This window comes from Kluyvera sp. CRP, from assembly GCF_019930565.1.
GTDB classification, from domain to species: Bacteria; Pseudomonadota; Gammaproteobacteria; order Enterobacterales; family Enterobacteriaceae; genus Kluyvera; species Kluyvera georgiana_A.
Genome location: NZ_CP082841.1, coordinates 1444002 through 1458651, shown reverse-complemented (window position 1 = coordinate 1458651; position 14650 = coordinate 1444002). Strand labels below are relative to the sequence as shown.

Below are 14650 nucleotides of genomic sequence, written 5' to 3'. Positions count from 1 at the left end.
TGATCTCACGGCCTCTCGCGTGACTACGCCAGAGGCCGTTTTTTTAGCCGCCAGCCGAGCAGCAGCGCCACCGCCACCAGCCCCGCCGCCGCCAGATAGATTGTCGACACGCCCATCCATGCCATCATCAGCCCGGCCAGCGGCCCGGTGATGCCCAACGATAAATCCATAAATACGGTATAGGTCGCCAGCGCCGATCCCTGATTTTGCTGCGGCACGGCTTTTACCGCCACCACGCCCAGCGCCGGGAACACCAGCGAAAAGCCCGCGCCCGCCAGGAAAGTGCCAATCTTCGCCATCATTGGCGTCATCGCAATTCCTACCAGCAGTAGCCCCACCACCTCAACGGCAAAGCAAATCATCGCCACATTCAGTCCACCAAGGCGGTTAATGCCGTTCGGGAACAGCAGCCGTGTGCCGACAAACGCGCAGCTAAACAGAGTGAGCGCGAAGGCCGCGCCGTCCCAGCCTTTGGCGTCATAGAACAGGGTGATAAAGGTGGCGATCACGCCAAATCCCGCGGAGGCCAGCGCCAGCGCCATACCGTAAGGCCAGACGCGCCCGAGTACCGCCCGGAAGGACATCGGTTTGCCCTTTTTCGCTTTCACTTCATCACGGGGAAGCGCCGCCAGAATCGCCACGGCGGCGACGGCCATAATCGCCAGCGCCAGCCCCTGTAGGCCAATAAAGCGGTAACACAGCACGCCAAGCGGCGCGCCCATCGCCATCGCGCCGTAAGTGACGATACCATTCCAGGAGATCACCCGGCCAATATGCGGCGACCCGACAACGCCAACGCCCCACAGCGTCGAACCGGTACCGGCAAAGCTCTGGCCGATACCAAGAATCACGCGCCCCAGGCACAGCAGCGTCAGGCTTATCAACGGCCAGCCGCCGCCAAACGCCGCCAGTAAATAGCTCAACCCACTCAGGAAACAGCCGCAGAGGCCAAAAACAACGATTTTTTTCGGCCCCAGTTGGTCGGCGTAACGCCCGGCATGAGGACGACTCAGCAAGGTAGCGAAGTATTGCAGGCTGATAACCAGACCGGCCCAGAAGGCGCTAAACCCCATCACATCATGAACATAACCGGGCAGCACCGCCAGCGGCAGGCCAATGGTGAGATAGCTGGCGAAGTTGAAGATCACGACGGAGACAATACGCAAATTGAGGCGCAGGCCGCTAAGCTGCGCCTCGGCGTCGGCCGCAGGCATAGATAATCCCTTATAGATGCAACAGAAATGGCATTATTGCACATTTTGTCGCCGGGAAGGCGGCATTACCCGATTCGGACTACCGGTGAGGTGTCGGTTTGTTTGGCCAGAAGATGGTAATGACGCCGGCGATAATAACAATAACCCCCAGCAGGCCGCGCCACGAGAACGGCTCATGCCAGCCGGGCAGCAGAATCGCCGCAAGCCATACCACCATGTAGCTCAGGCTCAGCAGCGCGTAGGCTTTCGCCAGCGGCAGACGCTTGAGGGCGAAGAACCAGCAGGCCATCGAAGCCACGTAGCCCAGCAACCCCAGCAGCAGCGCCAGCGTGCCGGTGTCAAAATGCAGAAGATGCAGCAAAAAAGCCAGCGGCTGCGTCGCCGACGGTAGCGTGGTCATCGCCGCACGCAGCGTCAACTGCGCGGCGCTGACCAGCGCCACACTCATCAATGCCCAGATAAGCCCCATCAGGCGCTGCTCCCCAGTAACGCAATGCCGACGATTATCAGCGCCACCCCGGCCCAATGGCGGCCGCTCACCGGCTCGCGCCAGATAAGACGCGCGGCCAGCGTCACCCAGACAAAGTTCAGGCTCAGCATCGGGTAGGCCACGCTGACCGGAATCTGCTGGAGCACCAGCAGCCACAGCAGCATGCCCAGCCCCAGCAGCGCCAGCGCCAGTCCGAGCCAGGTTAGCAGATGACGCCCGCGCAGCCCTTTACGGGCAGGGCGAGTCGCCTGTTTCTGACATAGCTGCCCGCCGCAGCTCAACAGGCTGGCGAGCAGCAGGCAGGCCCATGTGATCATTGCGGGCGATACTGAATAAAGACGGTGCGACCCATGGCATATACCTCATCCGGTTTTGGCAGCGGCAGTTCGGCTAACTGTACGTCACGAGAGAGCAATAACACCAGCGAGATTGGCCCTTCCTGACGATGTGCCGCCAGCCACTGTGGGAAGTCTTCGGTAGAGACGAAGCTGCCTTTCGCGTCAGGGTAAGAGAGCCCATACTTCAGCTCGCCCTGCTGGCCGTACAACATCACATCGCTACGCTTCAGCTCCCAGGCCAGCCCGGCGGCTACGCCGACGCTGTTGCTCAGCACATAGCGGCTCGGCGCCAGCGACTCGCTAACAATATCCACCAGGAACTGCGGCTGCTTGCTGTTGGTCACGCGATCGGGAATCGCCATCCCCACCAGCAGCGCCAGCCCCAGCGGACAGAGCGCGGCAAGCTGCCAACGCTGTGCGCCCGGTTTAATCGATATCCAGCCCATCAGCGCCCAGAAGAAGAAGGCTACTGCCGCCAGTACGCATTTATACAGCTCAATCTGCATCCAGACCGGATGTTTCATCGGCCCCCACGGTGAGACCACCGCGACCGCCACCAGGCCCACAACGCCGAAGACGATGTTGATGATGCCGTTCACCCGCAGCGCTTTCGAGCCGACTTTTGCCGCCTCAACCGCATAGCGCGCCATCAGCATTGCCAGCGGCGCGAAGCACGGCAGGATATAGGTCGGCAGCTTGCCCTTGGCGATACTGAAGAACAGGAACGGCATTACCACCCAGCCCAGCAGATAAAATGCGCCGCGTAACCCTTCCTGCTCCTGCCAGCCGCGCTTGAACGCGCCGGGTAGCAACGCCAGCCACGGCAGACTTCCCGCGACCAGGAACGGCAGGTAGTACCAGAACGGCGCTTTGTGCTGCGCGTCGCTCTGAGCAAAACGTTGAATATGTTCGACCCAGAAGAAGTAGCGCCAGAAGTCGCTTTCCCGCGCGGCGATGGCCAGCCCCCACGGCAGGACGGTCAGCACGCAAACCAGTACCGACAGCCAACCCCAGACCAGCACTTCCCGCCAGCGTTTCTGCGCAATGACCCACGGCAGCACACCGATCACCGGCACCGCCAGGGCGAGGAAGCCTTTGGTCATGACCCCCATACCGCAGGCCACGCCCAGCAGCACGTAACCCCAGAAGCGTTCGCCAGTGGTCTTCGCCTGCGCCGCCAACCAGAAGCTGCACATGGCAAGCGTCATCCACAGGGTAATCATCGGGTCGAGCACCGCATAGGTGCCAATCCCGTAGACCAGGAACGCGGTTAAGAAGATGGCGCCGGAGAGCAGCGCCACTTTGCGATCCTGCCAGATTTTCCACGCCAGCCAGACCACCAGCAGCGCGGAAACGGTGATAGAAAACACCGCGCCAAAACGTACCGCGAAGTTACTGTGACCAAATAGCCACTGCCCGATACTGTTAATCCAGTAGCCGGCAATCGGCTTTTCGAAGTAGCGTAACCCCAGGAAATGCGGCACCACCCAATCACCGGTCGCCAGCATTTCGCGGCTGATTTCGGCATAGCGGGTTTCGTCCGGCTGCCACAGCAGCCGGAAGTTGAGCGGAACCAGGTAGTACAGAACAAACAATGCAGCTAACGAAATACCATAGCGAAGGGATTTCATACGTCTGAGCTCAAAAGTTGTTGGCAGCCTAGCCAGCCTTCACGACCGGCAATTTCTCCGCGCACCACCTTCCCAACCGGCAACTGACGGAAGTCATCCGGGAGAAGCTGGCCTAACGGGCAAAAACGAATTTCCTGCTGTGCCGCAAGGGTCAGCAGATAGTCAAACTGTTCGGCGTAGGCACCCCCCTCCACCTCAGCATGAATGGTGTACACCGGCGTACCGGTATCCTGGCGAATACGCTCCAGCAGCCAACGATTGAAGCCTTCCGCACTGACCACGCTACCGACAACTTCATCCCAGGTGGGCAACGTCACCGGGATCTGTACGGTCGCCTTCTCGCCGTTACTGAGTTGCGGAATGAACGGTTGCGTGCCGCGGCAGTCGCTGTTGTAGAGAAATTCAAAAGACTCTTTCGCCTTCACCACACGCTGGTCAGCGCGCCAGCCCGCCACCGCCGAGCAGGTGACCGGATGACCAATAATCGTCTCCAGCGCAGACAGGCCGCGGCCAATTTCGTCAATCAACTGCTGCTCGTTCCACATGCCGCTCCACTGCTGCCAGCGGTGATGATCCCAGGCATGCAGCCCCACCTCATGTGTCTGCGCAACGCTACGGATAATCTCCGCGTTGGCTTCGCCAATAATACGCCCCGGCCACGCCGTCCCGGCCAGCAGAATGTCCCAGCCATACAGCGATGCCGCGCGTGAGCGCAGCATCTTCCACAAGAACTTCGGCTTTACCAGGCGCCACAGGTGGCGCCCCATGTTATCCGGCCCGACGCTGAAGAAAAAACTGGCCTGTACGCGGTGCTTTTTCAGCACCGCCATCAGCCTTGGCACCCCTTCGCGAGTACCGCGAAAGGTGTCGACATCAACGCGCAAACCTACTTTTTTCATGATGGTTTTTCATCCGTCAGTTCAACCGTGCGCAGGAAGAAGTCCAGCGTTTCTTCAACGGTCTGCTGCATTTCCACCGTCGGCTGCCAGTCGAGGAGGCGTTTCGCATTGCGAATGCTCGGTTTACGATGCTCAACGTCCTGATAACCTTTACCGTAGTAGTCGCTACTTTCCACTTCACGGAAGCCGGCAAACGGCGGGAAGCGGTCGCGCAGCGGATGACGCTCAAAGCAGTCGAGCAGCATTTCGGCCAGCTCTTTAATGCTCGCTTCGTTATCCGGGTTACCAATGTTGATAATCTGCCCATCGCAGCGGCCGTCTTTGTTCTCAATGATGCGGAACAACGCTTCAATACCGTCGCTGATGTCGGTGAAGCAGCGTTTTTGTTTGCCGCCTTCGATCAGTTTGATCGGCGAACCTTCCACCAGGTTGAGGATCAACTGGGTAATAGCCCGAGAGCTGCCGATACGCGCAGCGTTGAGGTTATCCAGACGCGGCCCCATCCAGTTAAACGGACGGAACAGGGTAAACTTGAGGCCAGTTTTGTCACCGTAAGCCCAAATCACGCGATCCAGAAGCTGTTTGGAAACCGAGTAGATCCAGCGCTGCTTGTTGATCGGCCCCACCACCAGGTTAGAGTTATCTTCATCAAAGTTGGCATCGGTACACATGCCGTACACTTCGGAGGTGGACGGGAAGATAATACGCTTGTTGTACTTCACGCAGTCGCGGATGATCTTCAGGTTCTCTTCGAAGTCCAGCTCGAACACGCGCAGCGGGTTACGGGTGTACTCGATAGGCGTCGCGATAGCCACCAGCGGCAGCACCACGTCGCATTTCTTAATGTGGTATTCGATCCACTCTGAGTGAATACTGATATCGCCTTCCACAAAGTGGAAACGCGGGCAGTCGAGGAAGCGGCTGATGGCGTCAGAGCCGATATCCAGGCCGTAAATCTCGTAGCTATCATCGGCCAGCAGGCGTTCGGTCAGATGGTTACCGATAAAGCCGTTCACACCCAGAATCAGCACGCGGGTACGACGCTTAACGGCCACAAACGGACGGCTGGAGAGCAACGCGCCCGCCACCAGACCCAGCGCCGGTGCCAGCTGAGCGCCCTGCATATAAACGCCGTTAGCGCTCTGACCGGTAACGATTTCCAGCGCGCCTTCACCGCAGGCAACCACCAGCGGCGCGACGGACAGAACGGTACCCGGCTTCGCGGCTTCCATGTCAGTACGCACACGAGATTTCCAGACGATAAATTTGTTGGTGCCAACATAGCCAAACGCGCCCGGCCACGGATCGCTCACCGCACGCACCAGGTTATGCAGCGCCTGAGCCGGTTTTTCCCACTCCAGGCGGCCATCTTCCGGGGTACGACGACCGACGTAGGTCGCCTGCGAATGATCCTGCACACGCTCGTCGGTCTGGCCGCTGCGAATTTTCGCCAACGCATCGCCAAGCAGCGTCTGGGACGCCGTGCACAGCTTACGGTGCAGCGTCAGCGCCACGTCAGAGTCAGCAATCGCCACGCTCTGCTGGGCCACAATATCCCCCGCGTCCGCGCGGTTGGTCATACGGTGCAGCGTCACGCCGGTCTCTTTCTCACCGTTCACCAGCACCCAGTTCAGCGGCGCGCGACCCCGGTATTTCGGCAGTAGCGAGCCGTGCAGGTTGAACGCCCCTTTCGGCGCCAGATTGAGGATCTCGTCGCTGAGCAAGTTGCGGTAATAGAAGGAGAAAATCACTTCCGGCGCCATCGCGCGGATGCGCTCCACCCACAGCGGGTGGTTGACGTCTTCCGGCGCGTAAACGGTAATACCCTGCTCAGCCGCCAGGCGGGCAACGGAGCCGAAGAAGTTATTCTCACCCGCGTTGTCCGGGTGAGTGAAGATCGCCTCGATGTCGTATCCGGCATCCAGCAGTGCCTGAATACCGGTGCAACCCATGTCGTGATAGGCAAATACAACAGCTTTCATTAACGATTTTCCTCTTCAGAATCCAGATTTTCCTGGCGAACAACACGTTGAATAAAGTAGCGGGGGCGGGCACGCACATCGTTGTAGATGCGGCCGATATACTCCCCAAGCAGGCCCATGCCGATAAACTGGGCGCCGATAAACATGAACAGAATGGCGAATAGCATGAACACGCCGTCCCCCGCCCATTCCGGACCGAGCACCAGGCGCAGCACGACCAGCAGAATGGAGAAGGCAAAGCCCAGCACCGCAATCACGCTGCCGACCACGCTTAACAGACGCAGCGGCGTGGTGGTCAAGCAGGTCACCAGGTCGTACATCAGGTTAATCAGGCGCATAAAGCTGTATTTCGAGTCACCGAACTCACGCTCGGCGTGCAGCACCGGAATCTCCACGGCGCGGCGGGCGAAGGTATTCGCCAGAATAGGAATAAAAGTGCTGCGCTCATGGCAGTTGAGCATCGCGTCGACAATATGACGGCGATAGGCGCGCAGCATGCAGCCGTAGTCACCCATCGCTTTACCGGTGGTGCGCTGAATCAGACGGTTAATCATCTTCGAGGCTGTTTTACGGAAGATACTGTCCTGACGGTTCTGCCGCACGGTACCCACCACGTCGTAGCCTTCGTCGGCTTTTTCGACGAGGCGCGGGATCTCTTCCGGCGGGTTTTGCAGGTCGGCATCGAGGGTGATGATCAGATCGCCGGTAACGTGGCTAAAGCCCGCCATAATTGCCGAATGCTGGCCGTAGTTGCGGTTTAACAGCACCGCCACAATGTGGCTTTCCGGCGCTTCTGCCGCTTCAACCAACATGCGCGCGGAGTCGTCGCTGCTGCCGTCGTCGACCAACAAAATTTCATAGTCACGATTCAGGGTCGCGCAGGCAGCGTCGGTACGGCGAATCAGCTCCGGCAGGCTGTCCTGCTCGTTATAGACCGGTATCACGACGGAGACTTTCTTGACTAACGGGTACTCAAACATATCAACGGCCTGCTAGCTGATGGAGCGCCGTAATGACACGGGTGGTGTCGTCATCGGTCATATCCGGGAAAAGAGGTAATGAACAGATACGTGCGCTGTTCCATTCGGTATTCGGTAGCGAGAGTTCAGGGAAACGCTCGCGGTAGTATTTCTGCGTATGCGCCGCACGGAAGTGCAGCCCGGTACCAATACCTTGCGCTTTGAGTTGTTCCATTAGCGCATCACGGCTGATGCCGCAGCGCTGTTCGTCCACGCGAATAATAAACAGATGCCAGGCGTGCAGATGCGGCCAGCTCGGTACGGCCAGCGGCTGGAACGGCGTATCCGCCAGTTCCTGCACGTAACGCTGAGCGATATCACTACGGCGCTGATTGGCCTGCCCTAATTTGCCCAGTTGAACCAGCGCCAGTGCGGCATTGATATCGGCGAGGTTGTACTTAAAGCCCGGGCTAATCACTTCTGCCTGCGGGGCGCGGCCGTGGGTCTGACGGTCATAGGCATCAACGCCAAGACCGTGGAACTTGAGGCTACGAATGCGGTTGGCCAGCTGTTCATCGTCGGTGACAATCAGCCCACCCTCGGCGCTGGTCATGTTTTTGATGGCATGGAAGGAGAAAATCGCCGTTCCCTGCGCGCCGACATGCAGGCCCTTATAGTAGGTACCCGCCGCATGCGCCGCGTCTTCAATCACCGGAATGCCGTGACGCTCCGCCACTGCGCGAATGCCGTCAATATCAGCAGGCGCACCCGCGTAGTGCACGGGAATAATGGCTTTCGTACGGGGAGTAATAGCGGCTTCAATGGCTTCAGGCGTCACCATCAGGTTGTCGCGATCGACATCGATCATCACCGGGGTCGCCCCCAGCAGGACGATCATATTCAGCGTCGAAACCCAGGTTTGAGAAGGGGTGATGACTTCATCGCCGGGACCGATGCCCAGCGCCATCAGCGTGACGTGCATACCGCCGGTTGCCGAACTGACGGCGATTGAAAAACGGTTCCCCGTTAGCGAGCAGAACGCCTCTTCCAGCGCCTGGTTTTTTGGCCCGGTGGTGATCCAACCGGATTGCAGCACTTCCTTGAGTGCTGCGAACTCCGCCTCACCCATAGAAGGGCGGGAAAACGGCAGAAAATCACTCATGAATGTTCCTTACCCTATTACGCAAATGAGCGAAGCTGGCTCATCAATCAATGATTCGAGCGTTGTTTTTGTTTAAAAACAGCAATGGATAACGTGATATTCAAACCGACAACATTCGATGACGGTAAAAGTATCAATGTTATCTTAGGATAAGATTAAGAAACTTGTGGCGAGAGGCACAATAAATACTAACTAAACGAAATCAATAGATTACACCTCTATTAATTCATATGATTTGTATGTAAAAAGCGCCCAGGTTACATCGTAACCTGGGCGCTGATTCACATTATTCAACGTTCACTCAACAAAGGATTTATAATCAGAATAAATTAACCTTCGTTGAATATTAGTGTAATAAAGAATATTCAGGACAGTATTAATACTTAGCGTAAATTCGCCGGGAAATCTTTCGGTAATTCACTGGCAGCACAATCAATCACGCTATCGTTATTCGCCCCACAGTCGCGAACGAAGGTAATGGTAGCGAATTCATCAATCACCTCAGTCGGATACGCTGGGCCCGCATCACGATACGAATTCATCAGCGGGATGTGATCGTTCTGGAAGCAGACGGTTTTTTCCGGATTGTTGATGACCCAACGTGGGAAGAAAATGGTGCCATGGAACAGTTTGTCGCCGAGGTTCACAATCAGGCTGACATCGGTACCGGTCGGTTCGGTCCAGGAAATTTTATATACGCTCTCACCCACACGGACGATGTAGGCCTGCTGGTCTTTGACCCAACGATTCGCCACGATACCGCTGTGGATACGGTAATCCAGAGTGTTGTCGTTTTTCACATAAATTTCGTAGTTCCAGCCGTTGTCATAGGTATAGACCAGATGTTTACCCACGAAGCCGCTCAAGTCATGTTTATCAAAGTTGCTCATAATTAAATCTCCTTGTGTCGATGCAGAGATCTTATTGCTTTAAAAAATAAATGAATAACGCTATGTTTGAATTAAATTCATCTAATTTTTAAATCAATCATGCACAAAACCACCCTTGAACAGTGGGCGCTACTGGAAAAGGTAGTCGAACTGGGCAGTTTTGCGAAAGCCGCGGAGGAGACGCACCGCAGCCAGTCGTCGGTCAGCTATAACCTGTCGCTGCTGCAGGAGCGGCTGGGCGTGGCCTTGCTGGTCCCCGAAGGTCGCCGCGCGGTGCTGACTCCGGCGGGCGAGCTATTGCTGGGCCAGGTGAAGCCGCTGCTCAAAGCCTTTGCCTGGGTAGAAACTCGTGCCGCCACGTTACGTGAAGGCACGCGCACGCGGCTGGATTTGTTGGTCGACAGCATTTTCCCGCGTCAGAGACTGTTCGCCATTCTGCGCCAGTTTCAGCAGCGCTACCCACAAACGCAGGTGCGGCTAACCGAGGTGCTGGAGAACGCCAACGACGCCGATAACGTGCAAGCGGAGGCGGACGTGATGGTGCTGACGCGCCGTCAGGATATTACCGGCCGCGGGGAATGGTTGATGAATATCGATTTTGTCGCCGTCGCGCATCGGGATCATCCTCTATTTCAGCAGGCAGGCCCGCTTAGCGACGAACAGTTGCGCCCCTGGCCGCTGATCCGCATTGCCGACAGCGATAGCAGCCGCCAGGAGACGCACGATGCGTGGACCTTCTCAACGATTGATGCCGCCATTGATGCCGTATTGTATCAGGTGGGATATGGCTGGTTGCCGGAGGAGAGAATCCAGGAGGAACTGGCACAGGGAATATTAAAGCCGCTGCCGCTAAATCATGGCGTACGCCGCGCAACGCCGCTGCATCTGATCGTCAAACGAGATTTAGCCCCGCTCGACGAACAGGTGGAGATGCTGCTGAAGCTGTTTAGCCAGCAGCATTAATACGTTTACTCCGCCAGCGCCTGCGCACAAGCCCAGGCGCTCGACCACGCCCACTGGAAGTTATAGCCGCCCAACCAGCCGGTAACATCCATCACTTCACCGATAAAGTAGAGCCCTGGCGCTTTCTTCGCTTCCATGGTGCGCGAAGAGAGTTCGTTGGTATCCACACCGCCGAGGGTCACTTCCGCCGTACGGTAGCCTTCGGTGCCGTTCGGCTGAACGCGCCAGTTTGTCAGCGTCTCAACCAGCGTCTGTTGCTCGCGCACGTTAAGCTGCTTAAGGGTCACGTCGGGAACCTGGCCCAACTGTTGCAGACACTCCACCAGACGCTTCGGCAACTGCATCGCCAGCGTATTTTTCAGGCTCTGGTTCGGATGCTCGGCGCGCTGCGCATCAAGGAAGTCCGCGAGATCGATGTCGGGCAGCAGATTGATGGTGACGAATTCGCCAGCCTGCCAATAGCTCGAAATTTGCAGCACTGCCGGGCCAGACAGGCCGCGGTGGGTGAAAAGCAGACTTTCGCGGAACACCGTGCCGTCTTCAGCGGTAATCACCGACGGGACGGAGACGCCGGACAATACCTGAAACTGCTCCAGCATCGGCTTATGCAGGGTGAACGGCACCAGCCCGGCGCGAGTCGGCAGCACCTTCAGGCCGAACTGTTCGGCAATTTTATAGCCGAACGGCGAAGCGCCCAGCCCCGGCATCGACAGGCCGCCGCTGGCAATCACCAGTTTATCGGCGGCCACGGTATCGCCGTTGAGCTGTAAGGTGTAGCCCTGCTCGTCACGAGCGACGTTGAGGATTTCGCTGCGCAGACGCATCGTGACATTGCCCTTCTCGCATTCCGCCACCAGCATCGCGACAATTTGCTCGGCAGAATCATCGCAGAAGAGTTGACCGAGGGTCTTTTCATGCCAGGCAATGCCGTGCTTGCCGACCATGTCGATAAAGTCCCACTGGGTATAACGCGCGAGGGCAGATTTACAAAAATGCGGGTTTTGGCTGAGATAGGCCGCGGGTTCGACATAAAGGTTAGTAAAATTACAACGGCCACCGCCAGACATCAGGATTTTACGCCCCGGTTTTTTACCGTTATCCAACAGCAACACGCGGCGGCCTGCCTGCCCGGCCATGGCTGCACAAAACATTCCTGCCGCTCCGGCACCCACTACAATGGCATCAAACCTTTCCACGCACTATCCTCAACATAGGTATTGTCGGGAAGTGTAAATTTTTCATGGATGTCATACCAGTGAAATCTCGACAAAGCCGACTTATCTGATTGATACAAGGGAAATATTTATTTTCAACCATTTAACGAATACGGATAAATATCAAAAAAAGTCGAGATTTCACTTTGCCCGCGCCGCCAATGTCCCTGATAATGCCGCGCGTTCATGTCCTCAAAATGGCGTAACGTCCTATGTTACATTTGTTTGCTGGCCTGGATTTACATACCGGGCTGTTGTTAGTTCTGGCGCTGGTGTTTGTTCTGTTCTACGAAGCGATTAACGGCTTCCACGATACGGCAAACGCTGTTGCCACCGTAATTTATACCCGTGCCATGCGCTCACAGCTTGCTGTTGCGATGGCCGCAATCTTTAACTTCCTCGGCGTTCTGTTGGGCGGTCTGAGCGTAGCCTATGCGATTGTGCATATGCTGCCGACGGATCTTCTGCTCAATATGGGCTCCGCGCACGGCCTCGCCATGGTCTTTTCCATGCTGCTGGCGGCCATCATCTGGAACCTTGGCACCTGGTATTTCGGTCTGCCTGCTTCCAGCTCCCACACGCTGATCGGCGCGATCATCGGTATTGGTTTAACCAATGCGCTGATGACCGGCACTTCAGTGGTTGAGGCGCTCAACATCCCGAAAGTGATTAACATTTTCGGTTCGTTGATTATCTCGCCTATCGTGGGTCTGGTTGTTGCGGGTGGTCTGATTTTCCTGCTGCGCCGTTACTGGAGCGGTACTAAAAAACGCGCCCGTATCCACCTGACCCCTGCTGAACGTGAAAAGAAAGACGGTAAGAAAAAGCCGCCGTTCTGGACGCGTATCGCTCTGATTCTCTCCGCCATTGGCGTGGCGTTCTCCCACGGCGCCAACGACGGTCAGAAAGGCATTGGTCTGGTCATGCTGGTCCTGATTGGCGTCGCTCCGGCAGGTTTCGTAGTCAATATGAACGCTTCCGGCTACGAAATCACCCGTACCCGCGATGCGGTCAACAACGTTGAAACCTTCTTCCAGCAGCGCCCAGATTTGCTGCTGAAAGTGGCAAGCAACGCTGAAAAGCTGACCCCGGAAGCCGAGGCTGCCGTTGAGTTTCACTGCCATCCGGCGAACACCATCAACGCGCTTGATCGCGCTAAAGCGATGCTGACCAACGTTGAGAGCTATGACAGCCTCTCCGTAGAACAGCGTGGCCAGCTGCGTCGTATCATGCTCTGCATCTCTGATACCACCGATAAAGTGGCGAAGATGCCGGAAGTCAGCGGCGATGACCAACGTCTGTTGAAGAAACTGAAAACCGACATGCTGAGCACCATCGAGTACGCGCCAGTCTGGATTATCATGGCCGTCGCGCTGGCTCTGGGTATCGGTACAATGATCGGCTGGCGTCGCGTGGCGACCACCATCGGTGAGAAAATCGGTAAGAAGGGCATGACCTACGCCCAGGGGATGGCAGCGCAGATGACCTCTGCGGTCTCCATCGGTCTGGCAAGCTATACAGGGATGCCGGTATCCACCACCCACGTCCTGTCGTCTTCCGTTGCGGGGACCATGGTCGTTGACGGTGGCGGTCTGCAACGAAAAACCGTGACCAATATCCTGATGGCCTGGGTCTTCACGCTGCCAGCGTCGATCCTGCTGTCCGGCGTGCTGTACTGGCTGTCTCTGAAGCTTATCTAAGCGCGTTTGGCACAAACAGAAAACGGGTCAGGAAACTGGCCCGTTTTTTTTACTCAGTGCCAAATCATCAGGGCGATTAAGCTAATCACCACCAGGCCACACAGGGAACTGGTCAAAATAAACTGACGACGAACCCGGTCACAGCGGCGAATAAACTCATCATCATGATGATCGCGATACCGCTGCCCGTAGATATACCAGACCAGGCGTATTTGTTTGCCCGGCTGACCGTGCGAGGTAAAGAAACCACCGCCGTCCACATACTGATAAAGCAAGGGATCGCAACCACGTAGTACAACCAATAATGCACGCAACGATGAGAAGTAGCGTGCCATATTTACCACACAAACGACACACAGGGCCCAAAACAGCGCAATCGTGCTGATCATAACTCCTCCCCGGCGACCAGTCCTCGGAGACCCCAGGACATCTCGCTCCCCAATAACCCACCAACACCTCAGTAAAAGAGTGCGATTCAGATCACGTTTATTTATCCGAACGGCTCATTAAATAGTGTAGGAGATCAGTTAAATTTTTTACCACAAGGTTAATCGTTATCAATACGTAAGATGGAAAAATTTGTTTAACTAATTGGCGAACCGGATGCATTGACGGCGCCCCAAGGCCGCTATAAGGTAGAAATATCTTCTACAATTAGGTCTTTAAGGGCAAACCCCGCGCAAGTCGCACGCAGGACGCGGGCAAGGGACAGCGCATGGGCTGTCTGGTCCAACAGTCATCGACAACTTTATGGAAGGAGTAACACCATGGCTTACAAACACATTTTGATCGCGGTCGACCTTTCCCCAGAGAGCAAAGTTCTGGTGGAAAAAGCGGTATCAATGGCTCGCCCCTACAATGCAAAAGTTTCGCTGATTCACGTCGACGTAAACTATTCCGATCTCTACACCGGGCTTATCGACGTTAATCTTGGCGATATGCAGAAGCGCATTTCCGAAGAAACCCATCACGCACTGACTGAACTGTCCACGAACGCGGGCTACCCGATCACCGAAACCCTGAGCGGTAGCGGCGACTTGGGCCAGGTGCTGGTTGATGCGATTAAGAAATACGATATGGACCTGGTGGTTTGTGGCCATCATCAGGACTTCTGGAGCAAGCTGATGTCATCTGCACGCCAGCTTATCAACACAGTCCACGTCGATATGCTGATTGTTCCGCTGCGCGACGACGAAGAAGAATAACTC

Annotated in this window: 14 protein-coding genes; 3 read left to right on the top strand and 11 right to left on the bottom strand. The window is 56.4% G+C overall.

Annotated features, from left to right (window positions below):
* Nucleotides 1–23 precede the first annotated feature (23 nt).
* From K7B04_RS06765 to K7B04_RS06725, 9 genes are all read right to left on the bottom strand, one after another.
* Nucleotides 24–1214: an MFS transporter gene (locus K7B04_RS06765; protein ID WP_223803739.1), complete on the bottom strand. Its 1191-nt coding sequence runs from the start codon at nucleotides 1212–1214 to the stop codon at nucleotides 24–26.
* Nucleotides 1215–1293: 79 nt separating this feature from the next.
* Nucleotides 1294–1683, bottom strand: a complete 390-nt coding sequence (gene arnF, locus K7B04_RS06760) for a 4-amino-4-deoxy-L-arabinose-phosphoundecaprenol flippase subunit ArnF (RefSeq protein WP_223803738.1) — start codon at nucleotides 1681–1683, stop codon at nucleotides 1294–1296.
* Entirely contained in the window at nucleotides 1683–2021 is a 339-nt protein-coding gene (gene arnE, locus K7B04_RS06755) for a 4-amino-4-deoxy-L-arabinose-phosphoundecaprenol flippase subunit ArnE (RefSeq protein WP_167574882.1), read from the bottom strand. Before arnE ends, arnF begins: the two co-directional genes overlap by 1 nt.
* Complete coding sequence (arnT, locus tag K7B04_RS06750) at nucleotides 2018–3673, bottom strand: lipid IV(A) 4-amino-4-deoxy-L-arabinosyltransferase (protein WP_223803737.1); 1656 nt, start codon at nucleotides 3671–3673, stop codon at nucleotides 2018–2020. The genes arnE and arnT overlap by 4 nt, the downstream gene beginning before the upstream one ends.
* Nucleotides 3670–4572 carry a 4-deoxy-4-formamido-L-arabinose-phosphoundecaprenol deformylase gene (gene arnD / locus K7B04_RS06745; RefSeq protein ID WP_167574881.1) on the bottom strand — a complete coding sequence of 301 codons (903 nt, stop codon included), beginning with the start codon at nucleotides 4570–4572 and terminating at the stop codon, nucleotides 3670–3672. The genes arnT and arnD overlap by 4 nt, the downstream gene beginning before the upstream one ends.
* Nucleotides 4569–6554, bottom strand: coding sequence for a bifunctional UDP-4-amino-4-deoxy-L-arabinose formyltransferase/UDP-glucuronic acid oxidase ArnA (gene arnA / locus K7B04_RS06740; RefSeq protein ID WP_223803736.1), 1986 nt, complete (start codon nucleotides 6552–6554; stop codon nucleotides 4569–4571). Before arnA ends, arnD begins: the two co-directional genes overlap by 4 nt.
* Nucleotides 6554–7534: an undecaprenyl-phosphate 4-deoxy-4-formamido-L-arabinose transferase gene (gene arnC, locus K7B04_RS06735; RefSeq protein WP_167574879.1), complete on the bottom strand. Its 981-nt coding sequence runs from the start codon at nucleotides 7532–7534 to the stop codon at nucleotides 6554–6556. Before arnC ends, arnA begins: the two co-directional genes overlap by 1 nt.
* Before the next feature lies 1 nt (nucleotide 7535).
* Nucleotides 7536–8675 carry a UDP-4-amino-4-deoxy-L-arabinose aminotransferase gene (arnB, locus tag K7B04_RS06730; RefSeq protein WP_163446800.1) on the bottom strand — a complete coding sequence of 380 codons (1140 nt, stop codon included), beginning with the start codon at nucleotides 8673–8675 and terminating at the stop codon, nucleotides 7536–7538.
* A gap of 383 nt (nucleotides 8676–9058) precedes the next feature.
* Nucleotides 9059–9565 carry a phenolic acid decarboxylase gene (locus tag K7B04_RS06725; RefSeq protein ID WP_064541301.1) on the bottom strand — a complete coding sequence of 169 codons (507 nt, stop codon included), beginning with the start codon at nucleotides 9563–9565 and terminating at the stop codon, nucleotides 9059–9061.
* Nucleotides 9566–9664: 99 nt separating this feature from the next.
* On the opposite strand from K7B04_RS06725, the gene K7B04_RS06720 reads away from it, so the two are divergent.
* Nucleotides 9665–10528 (top strand): LysR family transcriptional regulator, encoded by an 864-nt coding sequence (locus tag K7B04_RS06720; RefSeq protein ID WP_223803735.1) that lies wholly within the window; start codon nucleotides 9665–9667, stop codon nucleotides 10526–10528.
* A gap of 5 nt (nucleotides 10529–10533) precedes the next feature.
* Here K7B04_RS06720 and K7B04_RS06715 read toward each other — a convergent pair whose 3' ends face one another.
* The gene (locus K7B04_RS06715; RefSeq protein ID WP_223803734.1) at nucleotides 10534–11724 is read right to left on the bottom strand and encodes an NAD(P)/FAD-dependent oxidoreductase; all 1191 of its coding nucleotides are present in this window, start codon (nucleotides 11722–11724) and stop codon (nucleotides 10534–10536) included.
* A 230-nt stretch (nucleotides 11725–11954) separates the two neighbouring features.
* Between K7B04_RS06715 and pitA the strand changes: the two genes are divergently transcribed.
* Nucleotides 11955–13442 carry an inorganic phosphate transporter PitA gene (gene pitA, locus K7B04_RS06710; RefSeq protein WP_163446808.1) on the top strand — a complete coding sequence of 496 codons (1488 nt, stop codon included), beginning with the start codon at nucleotides 11955–11957 and terminating at the stop codon, nucleotides 13440–13442.
* Nucleotides 13443–13495: 53 nt separating this feature from the next.
* Here pitA and uspB read toward each other — a convergent pair whose 3' ends face one another.
* A complete protein-coding gene (gene uspB, locus K7B04_RS06705) occupies nucleotides 13496–13831 on the bottom strand; it encodes a universal stress protein UspB (RefSeq protein WP_064541289.1) in 336 nt (111 codons plus the stop codon).
* Between the two features lie 378 nt (nucleotides 13832–14209).
* Between uspB and uspA the strand changes: the two genes are divergently transcribed.
* Nucleotides 14210–14647 carry a universal stress protein UspA gene (uspA, locus tag K7B04_RS06700; RefSeq protein WP_064541286.1) on the top strand — a complete coding sequence of 146 codons (438 nt, stop codon included), beginning with the start codon at nucleotides 14210–14212 and terminating at the stop codon, nucleotides 14645–14647.
* The last annotated feature ends 3 nt before the right edge of the window (nucleotides 14648–14650 follow it).